General features: G+C 44.2%; 16 protein-coding genes. 14 read left to right on the top strand and 2 right to left on the bottom strand.

Going from position 1 to position 17629, the window contains the following annotated elements:
• Positions 1–140 precede the first annotated feature (140 nt).
• The 6 genes from ACXAD1_RS23915 (at position 141) to ACXAD1_RS23890 (ending at position 5686) form a co-directional block, all read left to right on the top strand.
• The gene (locus tag ACXAD1_RS23915; protein WP_370224377.1) at positions 141–1475 is read left to right on the top strand and encodes an MFS transporter; all 1335 of its coding nucleotides are present in this window, start codon (positions 141–143) and stop codon (positions 1473–1475) included.
• Positions 1476–1488: 13 nt separating this feature from the next.
• Complete coding sequence (locus tag ACXAD1_RS23910) at positions 1489–2466, top strand: ornithine cyclodeaminase family protein (RefSeq protein WP_474911214.1); 978 nt, start codon at positions 1489–1491, stop codon at positions 2464–2466.
• Between the two features lie 68 nt (positions 2467–2534).
• A complete protein-coding gene (locus ACXAD1_RS23905) occupies positions 2535–2726 on the top strand; it encodes a hypothetical protein (RefSeq protein WP_370224379.1) in 192 nt (63 codons plus the stop codon).
• Between the two features lie 344 nt (positions 2727–3070).
• Positions 3071–4189 (top strand): NAD(P)/FAD-dependent oxidoreductase, encoded by a 1119-nt coding sequence (locus ACXAD1_RS23900; protein WP_474911213.1) that lies wholly within the window; start codon positions 3071–3073, stop codon positions 4187–4189.
• 126 nt (positions 4190–4315) lie between these two features.
• On the top strand, positions 4316–5161 hold the full coding sequence (gene ypfJ / locus ACXAD1_RS23895; protein WP_370224382.1) for a KPN_02809 family neutral zinc metallopeptidase: 846 nt from the start codon (positions 4316–4318) through the stop codon (positions 5159–5161).
• A 24-nt stretch (positions 5162–5185) separates the two neighbouring features.
• Positions 5186–5686: a cupin domain-containing protein gene (locus tag ACXAD1_RS23890; RefSeq protein ID WP_474911212.1), complete on the top strand. Its 501-nt coding sequence runs from the start codon at positions 5186–5188 to the stop codon at positions 5684–5686.
• A 295-nt stretch (positions 5687–5981) separates the two neighbouring features.
• Here ACXAD1_RS23890 and ACXAD1_RS23885 read toward each other — a convergent pair whose 3' ends face one another.
• Entirely contained in the window at positions 5982–7475 is a 1494-nt protein-coding gene (locus ACXAD1_RS23885) for a peptide MFS transporter (protein WP_206840912.1), read from the bottom strand.
• A 235-nt stretch (positions 7476–7710) separates the two neighbouring features.
• Positions 7711–8979 (bottom strand): GGDEF domain-containing protein, encoded by a 1269-nt coding sequence (locus ACXAD1_RS23880; protein WP_474911211.1) that lies wholly within the window; start codon positions 8977–8979, stop codon positions 7711–7713.
• Positions 8980–9447: 468 nt separating this feature from the next.
• Here ACXAD1_RS23880 and ACXAD1_RS23875 point away from each other — a divergent pair, with 468 nt between their 5' ends.
• The 8 genes from ACXAD1_RS23875 (at position 9448) to ACXAD1_RS23840 (ending at position 17521) form a co-directional block, all read left to right on the top strand.
• Positions 9448–10629: a ParM/StbA family protein gene (locus ACXAD1_RS23875; RefSeq protein WP_152539667.1), complete on the top strand. Its 1182-nt coding sequence runs from the start codon at positions 9448–9450 to the stop codon at positions 10627–10629.
• A gap of 11 nt (positions 10630–10640) precedes the next feature.
• On the top strand, positions 10641–11228 hold the full coding sequence (locus ACXAD1_RS23870; protein ID WP_474911210.1) for a hypothetical protein: 588 nt from the start codon (positions 10641–10643) through the stop codon (positions 11226–11228).
• Between the two features lie 394 nt (positions 11229–11622).
• The gene (locus ACXAD1_RS23865; RefSeq protein ID WP_370224386.1) at positions 11623–12525 is read left to right on the top strand and encodes an NAD(P)/FAD-dependent oxidoreductase; all 903 of its coding nucleotides are present in this window, start codon (positions 11623–11625) and stop codon (positions 12523–12525) included.
• Positions 12526–12623: 98 nt separating this feature from the next.
• A complete protein-coding gene (locus ACXAD1_RS23860; RefSeq protein WP_312886222.1) occupies positions 12624–13085 on the top strand; it encodes a hypothetical protein in 462 nt (153 codons plus the stop codon).
• A 361-nt stretch (positions 13086–13446) separates the two neighbouring features.
• Positions 13447–15108 carry a glycoside hydrolase family 13 protein gene (locus tag ACXAD1_RS23855; RefSeq protein ID WP_206840902.1) on the top strand — a complete coding sequence of 554 codons (1662 nt, stop codon included), beginning with the start codon at positions 13447–13449 and terminating at the stop codon, positions 15106–15108.
• A gap of 112 nt (positions 15109–15220) precedes the next feature.
• A complete protein-coding gene (gene ybaK, locus ACXAD1_RS23850) occupies positions 15221–15697 on the top strand; it encodes a Cys-tRNA(Pro) deacylase (RefSeq protein WP_206840901.1) in 477 nt (158 codons plus the stop codon).
• A 242-nt stretch (positions 15698–15939) separates the two neighbouring features.
• On the top strand, positions 15940–17019 hold the full coding sequence (locus tag ACXAD1_RS23845) for a PRK06851 family protein (RefSeq protein ID WP_474911209.1): 1080 nt from the start codon (positions 15940–15942) through the stop codon (positions 17017–17019).
• A 43-nt stretch (positions 17020–17062) separates the two neighbouring features.
• The gene (locus ACXAD1_RS23840) at positions 17063–17521 is read left to right on the top strand and encodes a hypothetical protein (RefSeq protein ID WP_474911208.1); all 459 of its coding nucleotides are present in this window, start codon (positions 17063–17065) and stop codon (positions 17519–17521) included.
• Positions 17522–17629: the final 108 nt, after the last annotated feature.

The following is a 17629-nucleotide window of genomic DNA, read 5'->3' as shown; positions in this document are numbered from 1 at the left end:
TTCCCATACTTTCACCTTAGGGATTGGACAGGTAAATAAGTTCTATTTATCAGTCAATTTTAAAAATATATTGAAATATCAAAATAATATAAACTATGATGAACTTGTACATTTTTACAGTCAAGAGAGGGGGAAATGGTATGGAAAAGAAATTAGAAAAGAAAGTGCTGATTGCAAGCCTGATCGGAAGTTCCATCGAATGGTTTGATTACTTTTTGTATGGGACGGTTGCTGCACTTGTATTTAATCAAATGTTTTTTCATAGCGATGACCCGGCTGTCGGTTTGATGCTGGCGTATGCCTCTTTCGCACTTGCTTTCTTCATCCGTCCGCTTGGTGGAGTTATTTTCAGCCACATCGGCGATAAAATCGGCAGAAAGAAAACCCTTGTGCTCACACTGTCCCTCATGGGCGGTGCAACAGTCCTTATGGGCTTTTTGCCTACCTATGATAATATAGGCGCGGCAGCACCGATCCTGCTGATTCTCTTACGCTTAATACAAGGTATCGGCCTCGGAGGAGAATGGGGCGGCGCGCTTCTGCTTGCTGTTGAGTATGCCCCAAAAAATCGGCGCGGCTTCTTTGGCAGTATTCCACAAATGGGTGTCACAATTGGAATGCTCCTTGGAACGCTTGCCTTATCCATCATGACTTTATTGCCTGAAGAAGCCTTTTTATCATGGGGATGGCGTGTCCCGTTCATTCTAAGTGCCCTGCTTGTCTTTTTTGGCTTATGGATTAGAAAAGGCATTGATGAAACACCATCCTTTAAAAAGGCTCAGGAGAAAGGTGAAATCGCCAAGATTCCGTTTGTGGAAACGATGCGAAGCCATTGGAAGGAAGTATTGATTGCTGTCGGAGCAAAAGTGGTGGAGACAGCGCCATTTTATATCTTCGGAACATTTATTGTTTCCTATGCGACAACACAGCTTGGTTTCTCGCGCACGGTTACTCTGAATGCCGTTACAATTGCAACAATTATTACTACTATTCTAATCCCGATCATGGGGAAATTGTCTGATAAAATTGGCCGAAAAAAGCTGTATGTGGGCGGAACGGTCCTGATGATGCTTTATGCCTTTCCATACTTCTGGCTGCTTCACCAGGGTTCAGCAGTTCTATTGGTTGTGGCTACCATATTGGGTCTCGGCATCATCTGGGCTCCCATCACCGCTGTACTTGGGACGATGTTTTCTGAAATATTTAAGTCGAACGTACGCTATACCGGCATCACGCTGGGCTATCAAATTGGGGCCGCTCTGGCGGGAGGAACCGCCCCTCTCGTTGCAACTGCCCTGCTGAATGAATATGACAATTCCTATGTTCCTGTAGCGTTATACATCATGCTTGCAGCCGCCATCTCTTTGATTGCAATTGCATCCGTCCGTGACCGAAGCAATCAGGACCTTGATTCTGATCTGCCAGGAGATAATTCATTCCATACGGGCCTCGGACAAACCGATCAAAAAGCTTAGAAAGGTAGAGTTCATGCTTTTATTATCTGAAAAAGAAATCAAATCCATCTATACGATGGAATCAGCCATTAAAGATTTGGAAAATGCCCTGGTTCATAATCTGGAGGGGAAAATCCGGAATCCCCATAGAACCGTCCTGGACTTTCCGGAGAGACAGGCCTCTGCCCTTTATATGCCGAGCGCCATGCCGCCAATCGGAAAAACGGCTGTGAAGGTGGTCACCATCTTTCCGGAGAACCCTGAGATCGGCAAAAAGACCACTCAGGGAGTCATTTTATTAAGTGATACGGAAACAGGGGAACATCTGGCATGCATGAATGCCTCTTACCTGACAAGACTCCGGACCGGGGCAGTGAGCGGCATTGCCACCAAGCATCTGGCAAAAAAATCGGCAAGTTCTGTGGCCGTGATTGGCTGCGGGGCAATGGCTGAAGAACAGCTGAATGCCGTATTGGAGGTCCGCGAAATAGAGGAAATCTTCCTATACAACCGGACGGCTGCAAAGGCTAATGAGTTTGCTGAAAAATTTCATGAATTTAAAGGTGAGATGACCATCATGGAAAATGCAGATGAAGCTGTTTGCCGGGCGGATATTGTCATCTGCAGCACCCGCTCGGAAAAGCCGGTATTCTCCGGCAAGCATCTCCGTCCGGGTACGCATATTAACGGGGTAGGCTCCTATCTTCCGCATATGCAGGAAGTCGATACAGACACACTGCTGCGAAGCTCTAAGATCGTTGTGGACACTACAGAAGGGGTAAAAGATGAAGCAGGTGATTTTATTATTCCTGCCGCCGAAGGCATCTGGAGCTTTTCGGACCTTCATGGCGAAATAGGGCAATTATCAGCCGGAATGATAGCAGGCAGAGAAAACGATGAAGAGATTACCTTTTTCAAATCAGTCGGCATTGCCTACTTTGACCTCGCTGCAGCTGCCGCCGTTTATGAAAAAGCAGTTCTCGAAGGCATCGGAACAAAGGTGGACCTGTAAAAAGATGAATAGTGCCTGAAGCTTTGGAAAATCTATATCTATACTTCTAAAATAAAGGAGAGATAGTGATGCCAAAGCAGCCGAATAAAGTAACAGAAGAACAGCAGATTGTAACCGCCCAAAACCAGGCGGATCAATTCAAAAAAGGAATGGACACAGAATTTGCTCTTGAAGAAAACGTTCAGGATGCGGCAGCCAAAAGCCAGCAGTATCAGGCTCAAAACCAGCAGCCGACCTATGAACCGAATAAGCCGTTTTAATGGAGCTGCATGATGGGTTTTATGCCTGTCATGCAGTTTTTTTTGTATGCATTGGGGTGTTGGGCCAGGTAAGGCGGCTGTATCAGACTGCTGCGAGGGGGATATCAGCCGGAAATAGAATATATCGGCCACTTCATGGTAGATATCGGTCAAAAATTCATTTTATCGGTTACTTAATCAAGGATATCGGTCAGATTTTCATTTTATCGGTCACTTTGCTCCATACCGGCTTTCCTGCACCATACCGTGAAAATGAGTCAAACTAGCTGACAAGGAGCAAAATTGTGCCCTGCCCCAAACTCTTGTAAAATAAGTGGCAAACAAGTTCGCGAAAAGGAGTCATTATGAAAAGTCATATCATCATTGGTGCAGGAATACTGGGGGCTTCTGCAGCCTACCATTTGGCTAAGGCAGGTGCAAATGTCACCGTTATTGACCGCAAAGACCCGGGGCAGGCAACAGACGCAGCGGCCGGTATTATCTGCCCATGGCTGACACAGCGGCGGAATAAGGCGTGGTACGCGCTGGCCAGAGGGGGAGCGGCCTATTATCAAACACTCATACGGGAGCTTGAAAAGGACGGAGAGACAGAGACGGGTTATCAGAAAGTAGGAGCCGTCAGCCTTCATACCGACCCTGTAAAGCTTGAGAAAATGGAAGAACGTGCTTTAAAAAGGCGCGGCGATGCACCAGAAATGGGAGAGATTACACCATTATCCCCAGATCAGACATTGGAGCTGTTCCCGCCACTATCGAAGGAATATGCCTCGGTTCATGTAAGCGGTGCGGCGCGCGTCAATGGCCGGGAACTAAGGGACGCCCTGCTGCGGGCGGCTGAAAAGCATGGTGCAGAGCTGGTGCAGGGATCAGCTGAACTAATGTGTGAAGGAGCTGAGATGAGGTGCGTCAAATCCGGCGGAAAACAATATAAAGCGCAAAGTGTGATTGCAGCGGCTGGAGCGTGGGCTGGTGAGCTTTTAAAGCCGCTTGGTATTCAATTGGATGTGAAGCCGCAAAAAGCCCAGATTGTCCATCTTCAGCTTGAAGGGGAGGATACGGGCACCTGGCCGGTTGTAATGCCGCCAAACAATCAATACATTCTGGCTTTTGAAGACGGCCGCATCGTTGTTGGTGCCACCCATGAGGATGATATGGGCTACGATATAAGAGTAACTGCAGGCGGCTTGAATGAAATTTTTGAGAAAGCGTTAACAATAGCACCGGGATTGGCTGATGGAACGTTCGCAGAAGCACGGGTGGGCTTCCGCCCCTATACACCAGGCTTCTTGCCCATTATAGGCCAAATTCCGGGTGTTAAGGGTCTTTACATAGCAAATGGACTTGGAGCCTCAGGGCTGACCGCAGGGCCCTTTCTTGGCGCCCAGCTGGCCAAGATTGCTCTCGGGCAAGAGGTGGATATTGACCTGAGCCTCTATGATCCTGCTGGCGCGATAGAAAAATAATACGAGATAAAGGTGCCTGTTCGCAGCGGCACCTTTTTTTACTTCTGCTAAGTTAATAAATCCCCTCTATTCGGGTATACACTAATCAAATGAATGATAAAAGGCGTTACATTAGGAGGCTGAAACATGAAGTGGAAAGGCAGAAGAGCGAGTTCTAATGTTGAAGACCGGAGAGGCATGGGCGGAGGGGGGAAAACCCTGATCGGCGGCGGCCTCGGCGGAATTATTATTGTATTGTTATTTACCTTCCTCGGCGGTGATCCGGGCGAGCTTTTAGGCAATATGGCCGGAACAGACTCCGGAACAGCTGTGCCATATGAAGAATCAGAGCAGGAAAAAGAGCTTGCTGACTTTGTCTCTGTTGTGCTGGCTGATACAGAAGAAGTCTGGACGGAAATATTCGAAGAACAGGGGCTGCAATATGAGGAGCCGACCCTTGTTTTATACTCAGGCAGCGTACAGTCTGCATGCGGGGCAGCGTCCTCTTCAGTAGGGCCTTTCTATTGTCCAGGCGACCAAAAATTGTATATTGATTTAAGCTTTTACGAAGAGCTGCAAAGGAAATTCCAGGCTCCCGGCGATTTTGCCATGGCCTATGTCATAGCCCATGAGGTGGGGCACCATGTGCAGACGCTGCTTGGAACCACTGAGGAAATCATGCCTCTCCGCCAGAGTATGAGTGAAGAAAAGTTTAATCAGTATCTTGTCCGCTTTGAATTGCAGGCCGACTACTATTCAGGCGTTTGGGCCCACCATGCCCAGGGAATGGGATATTTAGAGGAAGGCGATCTGGAAGAAGCCCTGAATGCTGCAACGGCAGTAGGGGACGACACCCTTCAAAAACGGGCTCAGGGCTATGTGGTGCCGGAAAGCTTTACTCATGGAACGTCAGAGCAGAGAAAGTCATGGTTCTACAAAGGCTTCCAAAACGGAACCATCAAAGGCGGAGACACGTTTAAACAAAGTAATTGAAGCAATTCGAAAGGAGCGGTTCACATGAAAAGCCAAATTCAAACAATCCAGCTTGCGGATGATGGGCAAATACCCAACAATCCTGACCTCCCTGTTATCATTTACAAGGCCGTTTTTAAGGACCAGCCTGATGAAATAGAGGCGGCTTTTAACAGACATCAATGGACCGGCAGCTGGACGGGCGGGGTGTATGATTACCACCATTATCATAGCAATACTCATGAAGTGCTGGGTGTCAAAGCAGGACAAGCCACCGTACTCATTGGCGGTGACCAGGGGGAACGCCTTGTACTTAAGCAGGGCGACGCCATTCTCCTTCCTGCAGGCACAGGACATAGGAATGCTGAAAGCAGTCCGGACTTCGAAGTCGTGGGTGCCTACCCCGGCGGAACAAGCCCGAATATGAAGAAAAAGGATCCATCAGACCGTGTACAGGCGCTGGCTGAAATAAAAAATGTCCCTGTTCCGCAGACTGATCCTGTCTATGGAGATGAGGGGCCGATGCTTGAGAAATGGGGGAAATAAAAGCAGTATTTTACCGGCCAAAAACTTATAAATACCTGCTTATAAATACCGGCCAAACTGAAGAATTTACCGGCCAAGCAGATTTTATCCGAATAAGCCGTACAAAAAAAGCCAGAAGAAGAGCACACACTCTTCTGGCTTCCGCTTTTCTAAAATAACAAGGGGAAAATTAAAAAAATCGAAAACTGTCTAGCTCCTGCGCCTACCCCTCGAGGTCACAAGCCAATCCTCCCAAAAAGGCAAGGGGGCTTGTCTTGTGCTTGTCGGGGGCGGGCAAGGCGCTTCCGCTTTTCTATTAACGTACACCCTTCATATATCCTTGAATCTTAGGACTCAACATGAATAGTATAATGGATAGCACGATCGCAGCTGCACCAATTACACCAAAGTAAGTCATTTCGGTTTCTGGTGAATAGAACTTAACAATCTGTGCATTGATTGCCTGTGCGGCCGCGTTTGATAGGAACCAAAGGCTCATCGTTTGAGCGGAGAAAGCAGCAGGCGCTAATTTTGTTGTGGCTGAAAGTCCGACTGGAGATAAGCAAAGCTCACCAAGAACAACAATAAAGTAGCTAAGAACCAGCCATAATGGACTTACAAGAGAATCTGTTCCGCCAAGATAGGCTGGAAGCAGAATTACAATGAAAGATAATCCGGCAAATAATAGACCCAGAGAGAACTTCTGAGGTACTGAAGGCTGGCGGTCGCCAAGCTTCACCCACAGCCATGCAAAAACTGGCGCAAAGAAAATGATGAACAAAGGGTTTAGAGACTGGAACCATGCCGGTGAAATATCAAGTCCCATAAAGTCAAGCTGGGTACGCTTGTCCGCATAATTCGCAAGAATCGTTGAACCCTGCTCCTGGATAGCCCAGAACATAACAGATGCAATGAATAATGGAATATAAGCAATGATGCGTGAACGTTCCACTTCTGTTGTTTTAGGGCTTCGGTACATCACAGTAAAGTAAATGATCGGAAGACCAATTCCCAAAATACCAACAAGGGCAATAAAGGAATCAAACGTTAAAAGCCCAGTTGGGATGCCCACTGCCACTAAGATGGCAATAATTACGGCGCCAAGGCCAATTCTTGTATATACCTTTTTCTTTTCGCCTTCAGATAATGGATTAGATACATAAGTTCCTGCTAATCCAAGATTTTTCTTTTTCGTAAAAATAAACACTAATAAACCAAAGAACATACCAACAGCTGCAATTGCGAAACCTAGGTGGAAATTATAATTCATTCCAACTGTTCCGACAATTAATGGAGCAAGGAATCCGCCAAGGTTGATACCCATATAGAAAATACTGAAACCGGCATCGCGGCGATTATCTTCCGGGCTGTAAATATCCCCAACCACGCTTGATACGTTTGGCTTCAATAATCCAGTACCTAATACGATCAGCACCATGGAAACAAAGAACATAGCCAGGCTGCCAGGAATAGAAAGGGCAATATGGCCGAGCATGATTAAAATTCCGCCATAGAATACAGCTCTGGAGGTTCCGAACAATCTGTCGGCCATCCATCCGCCGATGATCCCTGACATATACACCAATGATCCATAAATGGACATGATTGCTAAAGCTGTCGGCTCGTCCAGGCCTAAACCGCCTTTTGAAACCTCATAATACATATAGAATACAAGGATCGCTCTCATTCCATAATAAGAAAAGCGCTCCCAAAACTCAGTGAAGAAAAGTGTGAACAAGCCTTTAGGATGTCCAAAGAAACCTTTTTGAGGCACACTTTCAACAATTTTCTGTCTATTAAAATCTGACATGTTTCATCCTCCTTTTAGCTATTCTATAATATCTTTCATAGTTCCTAATTGTCAAAAAAAATTTTATGTAACGATGGTTATTATTGACTTTTCAGGCAGAATAAATTGATTTTTTCTGAGAATTAAATAAAAGAATATTTTTTCAGAATAATAACAGTATTAAAACTTATTCGAAAAGCAAAGGTATTATTCCCATAAAAAAAGCCGCTCAAACCGGCGGCTGCTGCAAATATACCTATGCGTTTGTAAGTACTGCTTCTTTAGGGGTATGCTGATGGATTGGCTCTTCCCGGCAGGATAGCCTGTTTTTTCCCATGTCCTTGGACTGCAGAAGGAGCTGGTCTGCGTATACATAAGCTTTTTCAATAGAAAGCATCTCGTTCACTTTATAGTAAAAAAGTCCAAAGGATGCCGTGTAGGAAAGAGAAATGGACTGCTCTTTAAAGTCTGTATGAAACGTGCTGTTTTCAATGCCTTTGCGTATTTTCTGGGCTAAATTCAAGCATTCTTCATATGACCTGAATCTCATAATTATGGTAAATTCCTCTCCGCCGCTTCTGAACAAGTAATCATCTTTGGAGAGATAGCTCTTCAATGAGTCGGCAAAATGCCTGATTGCCTGATCGCCCACAGCGTGGTTATAGCTGTCATTAATCCTTTTGAATTTGTCGATATCTGCCACTACAATCCCGATGTATTCCCCCGATTGATTGAGTTCTGTCATTTTTTTATCCATATAAGCACGGTTAAAAACTCCAGTAAGAAAGTCCGTATAGGCCATCTGCTCAAATTTATCGCGTTCGATTTTATTCTGCAGCATCTGCGATTTCGACAGGAAGGAGCGGCTTACAAGATAATTAAGTATAAACAGACTTATGAGCATTTCCCATTTTCCCTCATTCAAGAATAACAGCAAAAGACCATTAGTAAAGGCAATCTTCCCCATATCCAGTACACTTCTGGTTTTGATAAATTCAATCGCTTCCTGCTTCGTTTTAATGTCACCTGTCAATTTAAACACGGTAATCAGGAAAATGTCTGAAAGCATGGATGTTACGGTAATCAGCAGCAGCATGACTATCCAAAAACCGAATGCCTCATCCTGAAAGAGGGGATATAGCCGATTGAATAAATAGAATGCGATAGAGTTGCTCATCACAAAGGAGCCAATGTTATAAAATGTATGGAAAAATTCATCCGGATCGTCTGTTTTTGTGTGTTTTTTATAAAAATAAACGCAAAATCGATAGATGGCTTCAAATATAAATAAACCTAATGGCCCTGTAAAAAGCCCAATGGAGAGGCTGTAATTAATCCCATAATCAATCGAGGTATTTCCGTTTCTGCTGATAATCCGCAAATGGTGATACAAGCAGGAAAACAGCAGGTATATGACCAGGGCTTTTATATATGCAGAGCTCTCGACGATGATTCCGTCCGAGATAACAGCGATGAAAAGTGAAACACTAAAAAGCGTAACCATAAATATTCTGGAGCTTTGCATCTTTCTGTACTCCTTTGCCTATTGTTATACCTTTATTTTAAAGGAACTTTTTTCTCGAAAGTAGACAAATTTAATATATTTTCTAAATTTTTTAATATCAATTAGTTTAAATGTTTTTTCTGGAGGCAAGAGGGATATTATTGCCTCTTTTAAACTATCAAATTTCATGAAAAACACCAAATGAATTTGCTTGTAAACAAAATTGAATACAAGTATGCAATTTTGTTTACGTTTGTATTCTAAAATGTAAACAAGTATACAAATATGTGTACATGTTGGTGTATAAGGATGTGTGCAATATTGTTTACAAGTATGCGGAAAGTGTATACAATGGAGGTACAAGTTTACATTTTGTTTACGTCTTTACGCTTTGATTACTTTTTATTTCCTCTCATTGATTAATCTCTCAATCTGAATTACTCTTAAAATAACAGCTCTATATTATGGAGAATGAAAGGATTGAATGATTTGACGAATTCAAGAATTGCAGCAGTTGACGTAGGTAACGATTCTATTAAAGCAATCTTTGGGAAACTGGATTCAGAATTAAACATACCGAATGTTATTGCGAGAGATGTTGAGGACCGTCCGGTTATCGGAATTGAAGAACTTGACAGCAAAAATCCGCTTGAAGGCATACATATTAGAGTTCACTCCCCTGCTTTGAAGGAAAACAATACGATTTACCGTGTGGGACACCTGGCAACAAAAAGCGACAACGCTACTGAATTGGATCCGGGCAGCAGCAAATCCGAAGAAGATCAGACATTAGTTATGCTTTTCACTGCTTTGGCACTGGATGCTGTACAGAACGGCGGTTCCACTGGCTTTAAAAAGTCCGGTAATGTGATCGATGCAAACTACACACTTGGCACAGGACTTCCGCTTCGTGAAGTAAAGGAAGGCAAGGATGCGGGCTACCGTTCCAAGCTGCTGGGCTCTGTCCATCAGGTTGAGTTCCTTGTAACACCGAAATACCAGGGGCAAAAAGTAAATATCAAGTTTGAAGAAATCAAGGTTTATCCTGAAGGATTTGCTGCTTACATCAACCTTGTAATGGATAACAACTTAAACATCATTAATAAGGATTTAATTGATAAGCGTATTTTAATCCAGGATATCGGCGGATTATCAACGGATATTGCTGTCATTAAAAACCGCAATGTAGATGATGATAAAGCGCAGGGATTCAACCTTGGCGTGTCTGAAGCGCTTGAATCCATCCGTGAAGAGATTCGTTCGAAGCATGGCGTTGAGCTAGACAGCCGCACAGATGTCGTGGAAATCATCACGAAGAAAAATGACCGCAATCATATTATGGTTAAAGGAAGCCGTACAAGTGTACATGATATTACAGACCGTATCCTGCTTGACCTGGCGAAGAAGCAGTATCGCCTGCTCCGCAATGTTTGGCAGAAAAACTCCCAGACGGAAATCTGCTATTTCGTCGGCGGCGGCTCAATTGTTCTAAAAGATTATCTGAAAACATTAAATAACAATCTGGATGGTTATAACATTGACTTCTTCGAGGATGAAAAAGAAAGCATCTGGATGATGGCAAATGCTTATTACAAGCTGATCTCAGATTTTTCAAGAAGAACGAATAAAGATAAGGCAGACCAGGATAAGAAACCTGTAAAAGCCAACTAGGGTGATTTTTCATGAGTAAAGCTTCCTCTTCTGAAATTAAGAGAGGACAATCTATATCCTTTCGGGTACCATCTGACACACCTGATCATATTCTGAAGCATCTGCAAAAGCTCAAGGAAACCGAAAAGCGGAATTTTTCGAGCAAAATGGCCGAGTTTGTGATGCAGGGAGTCAGCAGTTCACAATCAAAAGACCGGGAAACCATCACCATTCCCCTTCCTAAGGGGTTAAGTAAGGTTCAACGCGACTGGCTAAAGCATGAGCACTCAGAAGCCTTGCTTGGCAGCATCATTTATCAGCTGATTACGGACCCGGTGCGGGCAACATCCCTGCTGGCGTCCTTGAACAGCCGCTCTTCTGATATAGATGAAGCTCTATATCTGCAGGAGGAGTCGAGACCGGCTGTGAATCAGTATGATTCGGCAGCTGCAGCTTTAGAGGAAGATGGAATGGCGGAGGCAGATTTGGCTATAGAAGATGATCTGCTTGACTTTGATTGGGACAAAGCTAAACAGGAACAGCAAGAAGAAACTGAAGAGGAAAGCGAAGAGGACCTGGATACTCTTCTTGGCGGCTTTCTTGCACATATGAATAAATGAGTTTGAGGAGAGTTTCAGTGATGAGACTCTCCTTTTTTGTATTTTGGAAGAAATTGGTTTTGGAAGAAACTGTATTAAAGTCTGTTTTAGATACCGCTTATTCGATAAAACTAGAAAGGAGCAGCGTCAAAGTTCCGGATAGAAACCACTTATTATATAAAACCAAAAATAAGCTGCATCAAAAGCCCGAATAGATACCACTTCTCCGCCAAAACGCAAAAAAAGCAGCTGCAAACCCCGGATTTACCAACAAACCAAGTTCCCGCACCTCAAACAGCAGCCCCTCTTCCCAGTAACGAAGCAGACCATTTTATTAAAGTAGTGTATTTGGAAGCCGAATTTCTGGGTAATTTACACGTATAGCCTATATTGAAACGAAAAGGAGGAATTTCAATTGAATTATGATTGCCTGATTGTTGGAGGGGGTATTGCTGGACTCCAGGCTGCCATTCAGCTGGGCAGATATAAACATAAGGTTCTGGTGCTTGATTCCAATGATGGGCGTTCCACGATATGCAAAAGCTATCATAATATCTTAGGCTATCCGGATGGTGTGAGCGGCCCGGAACTCCGGGAGATTGGGAAAAAGCACGCGGAACGCCTTGGAGTGGAGTTTGTTAATGAAAAAGTGGAGCAGGCAGAAAAGACTGATAGAGGATTTGAGGTTTCATCCCAAAAGGGCAATAAATATAAGGGTAAACGGATTTTACTTGCAACGGGTATTATGGACAGGATGCCGCCCTTTCCCGAATTAATGCCCTGTCTCGGCATTTCTGTCTATGTCTGTCCTGACTGCGACGGATATGAGGTAAAGGATAAACGCACCATTGTGCTTGGCTCAGGGAATGCAGGAGCTAATATGGCATTAACATTGTCTTATTGGACAAATGATCTAGTTTTTATCAATCATGAGAAAAAGCCGGCAGATCAGAAATTACTGGAGAAAATGAAAGAAAAGAATATTGAATACCTTGAAGAATCTATAAGTAAGGTACTCGCAGACGACGAAAAATTCAATGGTGTACAGCTTGAAAATGGTGAAGAAATTACAGGTGACAGAGGATTTATCGCTTTTGGAGGAAACGAAGTAAAATCTGATCTGGCGAAACAGCTTGGTGCGGAGCGCCTTGAAAATAAGCATATCCTGACAGATCCCCGCTCAAAAATGACAAGCATCAAAAATGTTTGGGCAGCCGGAGATGTGGCTGCCCATTCGGAACAAGTAACGATCGCAATGGGGGAGGGTTCTCAGGCTGCTATTTGGATCCATAAATCGCTGCTTCAGAACAAAAATTAACCAATTGTGGTTTGAACATAGAATTTAAAGGGTATATATTGGTTTATTTCTGTACACTTTTCTCATATAATAGCCTATAAGCTATTAAATAGAGAAAGGTGTATGCATTGAAGAAAGAAAGCTTGGATCAAGTCGTTCGGGAGTTACTGGAGAGATCGGGGAGTCTGGCAGAGATTAAATTAGAGAGTCATTTTCCGGGAAATCGTATAGCTGGCGGAAAATACAGCATGGGAACACATACCGTAACCCTATATATGGAAGAGATTAAGAACCAATGTCATCAGCTGTTTTCTTCTGCTGATCGTTTCTTGGACTATTTCACTGTTGTGTTTGCTCATGAGCTTGGCCATGCAGAAGATGCAGAGCTGGAGGAATTGGCCAATCATCTTGATTCCTGCATAACAGAGCAGGAGCACTTCCTTACAGCATTGAAAATTGAGGAGAATGCATGGGCATTTGCTGAAAAACTGCTGCCGGATATGGATAAAGCCTTCATGCAGAAAATCATCTATCATTCGTTAAAACCATATCGGGAGCAGCTTCAAGTGGAGCCAGCCTGACATATATAAGAAAGCCGCAGTCCAAATTCTGCGGCTTTTAAATTTTTCCAGATTTTATATTCTGGAATCTTGATAATTGTCTAGCTCCATAAGGAACGCTTCGACAGCATCATCATGGCTCGTCAAAAGCTTTTAGGAGGAGCGCCTGCCCCTCGAGGTGTCGGGGGTGGGCAAGGCGCTTCCGCTTTTCTTATTTGTCCTGAAAAAGGGTATTGAAAAATCCAATTGTAAGCGTTACACTTACTGTAGTAGTATGCAAATGCTTAAAAGCAGGCAGCTTTTTTTATGGCTCTTAATGCAAACGTTTGCGCACCAACCGCGATAATAGAAAAGAAATTTATATAAAATTGAGGGTGTTAACATGAAGAAGGTTTGGTGGAAAGAAGCAGTAGGCTATCAAATTTATCCCCGCAGTTTCCAGGACACAAACGGAGATGGAATTGGCGATCTTCAGGGAATCATTCAGCGGCTAGATTATATTAAAGGATTAGGGATCGATGTCATCTGGATTTGCCCAATGTACAAATCCCCTAATGATGATAATGGCTACGATATTTCAGATTATCAGGATATCATGGAGGATTTCGGATCGATGGAGGATTTCAGCCAGCTGATGGATGAAGTTCATAAGCGAGATATGAAGCTGATTCTTGATCTTGTCTTGAACCATACAAGTGACGAACATCAATGGTTTATCGAATCCCGTTCATCCAAGGAGAACCCGAAGAGGGACTGGTATATTTGGAGAGACGGAAAGAATGGCAAGGAACCGAATAATTGGGAAAGCATTTTCGGCGGGTCAGCATGGGAATATGATGAGAAGACGGAACAGTATTTCCTGCATGTTTTTTCAACCAGGCAGCCTGATTTAAACTGGGAGAACAAAGAAGTCCGTGAGGCTTTATATGATACGGTGAACTGGTGGCTGGATAAGGGAATCGACGGTTTCCGGATTGATGCCATCAGCCATATCAAAAAGCGAGCCGGCCTGCCTGATATGCCGAATCCGAAGAAGCAAAAGTATGTTTCTTCCTTCGATATGCATATGAACCAGGAAGGCATTCACGCATTCTTAAAGGAATTTAAAGACCGCACATATGCGAACTATGATGTAATGACAGTGGGGGAAGCAAACGGAGTTACCGTGGATGAAGCTGATCTTTGGGTTGGTGAAGAACAGGGTAAAATGGATATGATTTTTCAATTTGAACACCTTGGCCTTTGGGATGCGGAAACCAATCCGGAGGTTGATATTGTCGAGCTGAAAAAAGTTCTTACCCGCTGGCAGAAAGGCCTGGAATCTGATGGATGGAACGCCCTATTTATTGAAAACCATGACAAGCCTCGAGTTGTTTCAACATGGGGAAATGATGAGGAATACTGGCACCAGAGCGCAACATCCATGGGTGCCATGTACTTCCTGATGCAGGGAACGCCATTCATTTATCAGGGACAGGAAATCGGCATGACCAATGTCCAATTCCCATCCATTGAAGATTATGATGACGTAGCCGTGAAAAACCTTTATCGCCTTAAAAAAGAGGAAGGCATGTCCCATCAGGAAATCATGGATATTATCTGGGCCTCTTCCCGCGATAATAGCCGTACGCCTATGCAGTGGTCTTCCAGGGACAACGCAGGATTCACAACAGGCCAGCCATGGATGAAGGTCAATCCGAACTATAAGGAAATCAATGTGGAAGTCCAGTCGCAGGACCAGGAATCCATCCTTTCGTTCTATAAAAAAATGATTCGATTGAAAAAAGATAATGAAGTCTTCACCTATGGCCAATACGATCTGCTTCTTGAAGAAGATAAGCAAATCTATGCCTATACACGTACATCAGATGATGACAAGGTAGTCGTCATTACAAATCTTTCAACAGAGGAAGCATCCTTTGAAGCTGAATTTAAGCTTTCTAATAATCAGCTTTTATTGAATAACTACCCGGTTGAAACGCATGAAGATATGGATTCATTTACGCTTAAGCCTTATGAAGCCCGTGTTTATCGATTGAAATAAGCTTTGTTCGCAGGATTCCTTTTAGGGATCCTGCTTTTTTAATAAGTCTGATCCTTTTTGAAATCATCCCAAAATGCTAAAATGAGAAAAATAACCAATGGAGGCGCAGGCAATGGCAAAGGGTAAAACAAATGCAATGCGTATGCTGGATGCTCAGAAAGTGGAGTATGGACTGATTACATACGACAATCAGGACGGGAAAATCGATGGGGTTTCGGTGGCATCGAAGATTGGCAAAGATCCTGAATCTGTCTATAAAACCTTAGTTGCTCAAGGCCACAGCAAGCAGATCTACGTGTTCATCATTCCCGTGGAGGACGAGCTGGACTTGAAAAAGGCCGCTAAAGCATCCGGCGAAAAGAAAGTCGAAATGATTCCGGTCAAAGATATCCAAAAGCTGACCGGCTACATCCGCGGCGGCTGCTCCCCGGTTGGAATGAAAAAGCAGTATCCCTCTTTCATCGATGTAAAGGCAGCGGAGCTTGATCTGATCATTGTCAGCGGAGGCAAAATCGGCATGCAGATGGAGCTCAAAGCGGAAGATTTACAGAAAGCAATCGGAGCTAATCTTGCGGATTTAATAAAATAATGAAAGTGAAGAGTGCTGAATCACCATGATTCAGCACTCTTTTTTACGAAAAAAGTATAAAATTTTGAACGTCGATAATTGTCTAGCGCAAGCAGCCTGCCCCCGACAAGCACAAGCCAATCCTCCTAAAAAGGCTTGTCGGGGGTGGTTAAGGCGCTTCCGCTTTTCTAAATAGGCTTTCACCCATCCTGCTTCCTTTGCATATTGTAAGGTGAAAATGCATTTCGAAAGGAAGTGTAATAGTGGCTGGGAAAATATTAAAATACTTCGCCGGGGGGAATACAGCCCGGGGATTTCACAATTTATTCGAATCGAACCTGCAGGGGCTTGATCGCTTATTCATTTTAAAAGGCGGCCCTGGAACAGGCAAATCATCCCTGATGAAAGCAATCGGAGCGGAACTGTTCGAAAAGGGCTATGACCTTGAATACATTTATTGTTCCTCTGACAGTCAATCAATCGATGGTTTGATCATTCCTTCTTTGAAAGCAGGCATTGTCGATGGAACAGCACCGCACGTGATAGAACCAAAAGCACCCGGCGCGGTCGAAGAATATATCAATCTCGGAGAAGCCTGGGACTCAAGGGCTCTGGCTGCGAGTAAAGAAGAAATCACTGTACTGACTGGTCAGATCAGCAATTCCTTTGCAGCGGCCTATGACACGTTTGCCGAAGCACTGAGAATCCATGATGAATGGGAAAAAATCTATATAGAAAATATGAATTTCCAGAAGGCGGATGAATTGACCAAGAAGCTGATCTCCACCTTCTATGGAAAGATGAAATTAAATAAGACACCAACTGTAAAACATCGTTATTTAGGGGCAGCCACTCCAATCGGAGCGGTGGATTTTGTGCCGAATCTTACGGAGGATATTCCCAAAAGGTACTTCATAAAAGGGCGTCCGGGTTCCGGCAAGTCAACCATGCTGAAAAAGCTGGCAGTCGAAGCTGAAAACCGCGGATTTGATATTGAAATCTATCATTGCGGGTTTGATCCGCACAGCCTGGATATGATCATTGTACGTGAGCTGGGCCTCGCTATATTCGACAGCACGGCCCCGCATGAGTATTTTCCGAATCGTGATGGGGATGAAATCGTCGACATGTATGAAATTACGATTAATTCGGGCACAGATGAAATTTACGCTGAACAGCTAAAGGATATCAGCACCCGTTACAAAAATAAAATGACCGAAGCCATATCCTATCTGGCACGGGCAAAAACCCAGCGGGACACGCTGGAAAAAATCTATGTCAACGCCATGGACTTTACAGTGGTTGACCGGATCAAAGAGAAGGTCCGCTCTAAGTCCTGCTGATTTCAGAGAAAGTCTAAATCAGGATACGAAAGGAGCTTCAAAAATGGATTATTCAAACTATCCGTTTTATCCATATATGTATGACCAAAATGAACATGGACGCATTTTTCCGGGCGGAGGATCGGGAGGCGGGTTCAGCATTCCAGGTTTTCCAGGCGGAGGATCAGGAGGCGGGTTCAATATTCCAGGTTTTCCGCCGGGACCTCCACTAGGACCTCCGGGCGGTGGAGGAGGCCCAGGGGGGCAGGATGGGCCACCATCAGGGCCGCCGCCAAGCTTCACACCTCAGATGCAGCAGGTCAGCACGTTTGCTGTTGATCCTGGCGCCATAAGAGGCTGCCTATTCCGCTATACGTTTGTATGGCTTCAAAACGGTAACAGCTTCTGGTTCTATCCAACCTTCGTCGGCAGAACTTCTGTGGCTGGCTGGCGCTGGAGAAACTGGCGCTGGACCTATTATGGAACTGACTTGAGAAGAATTCGTTCTTTCCAATGTTTTTAAAATAAAGAGCTAATAAAAAGAGGTATCCCGCTTGAGGATACCTCTTTTTCTGAAGAAACAGCGCTTGTTACACTAATTCTTCAGCCACCCCAGCTTGATAATCTGCCA

It is taken from the genome of Cytobacillus sp. ABV4_503, from assembly GCF_056158445.1.
Note: the sequence above shows the minus strand (reverse complement) of the source record. Positions and strands in the feature narration are given on the sequence as shown.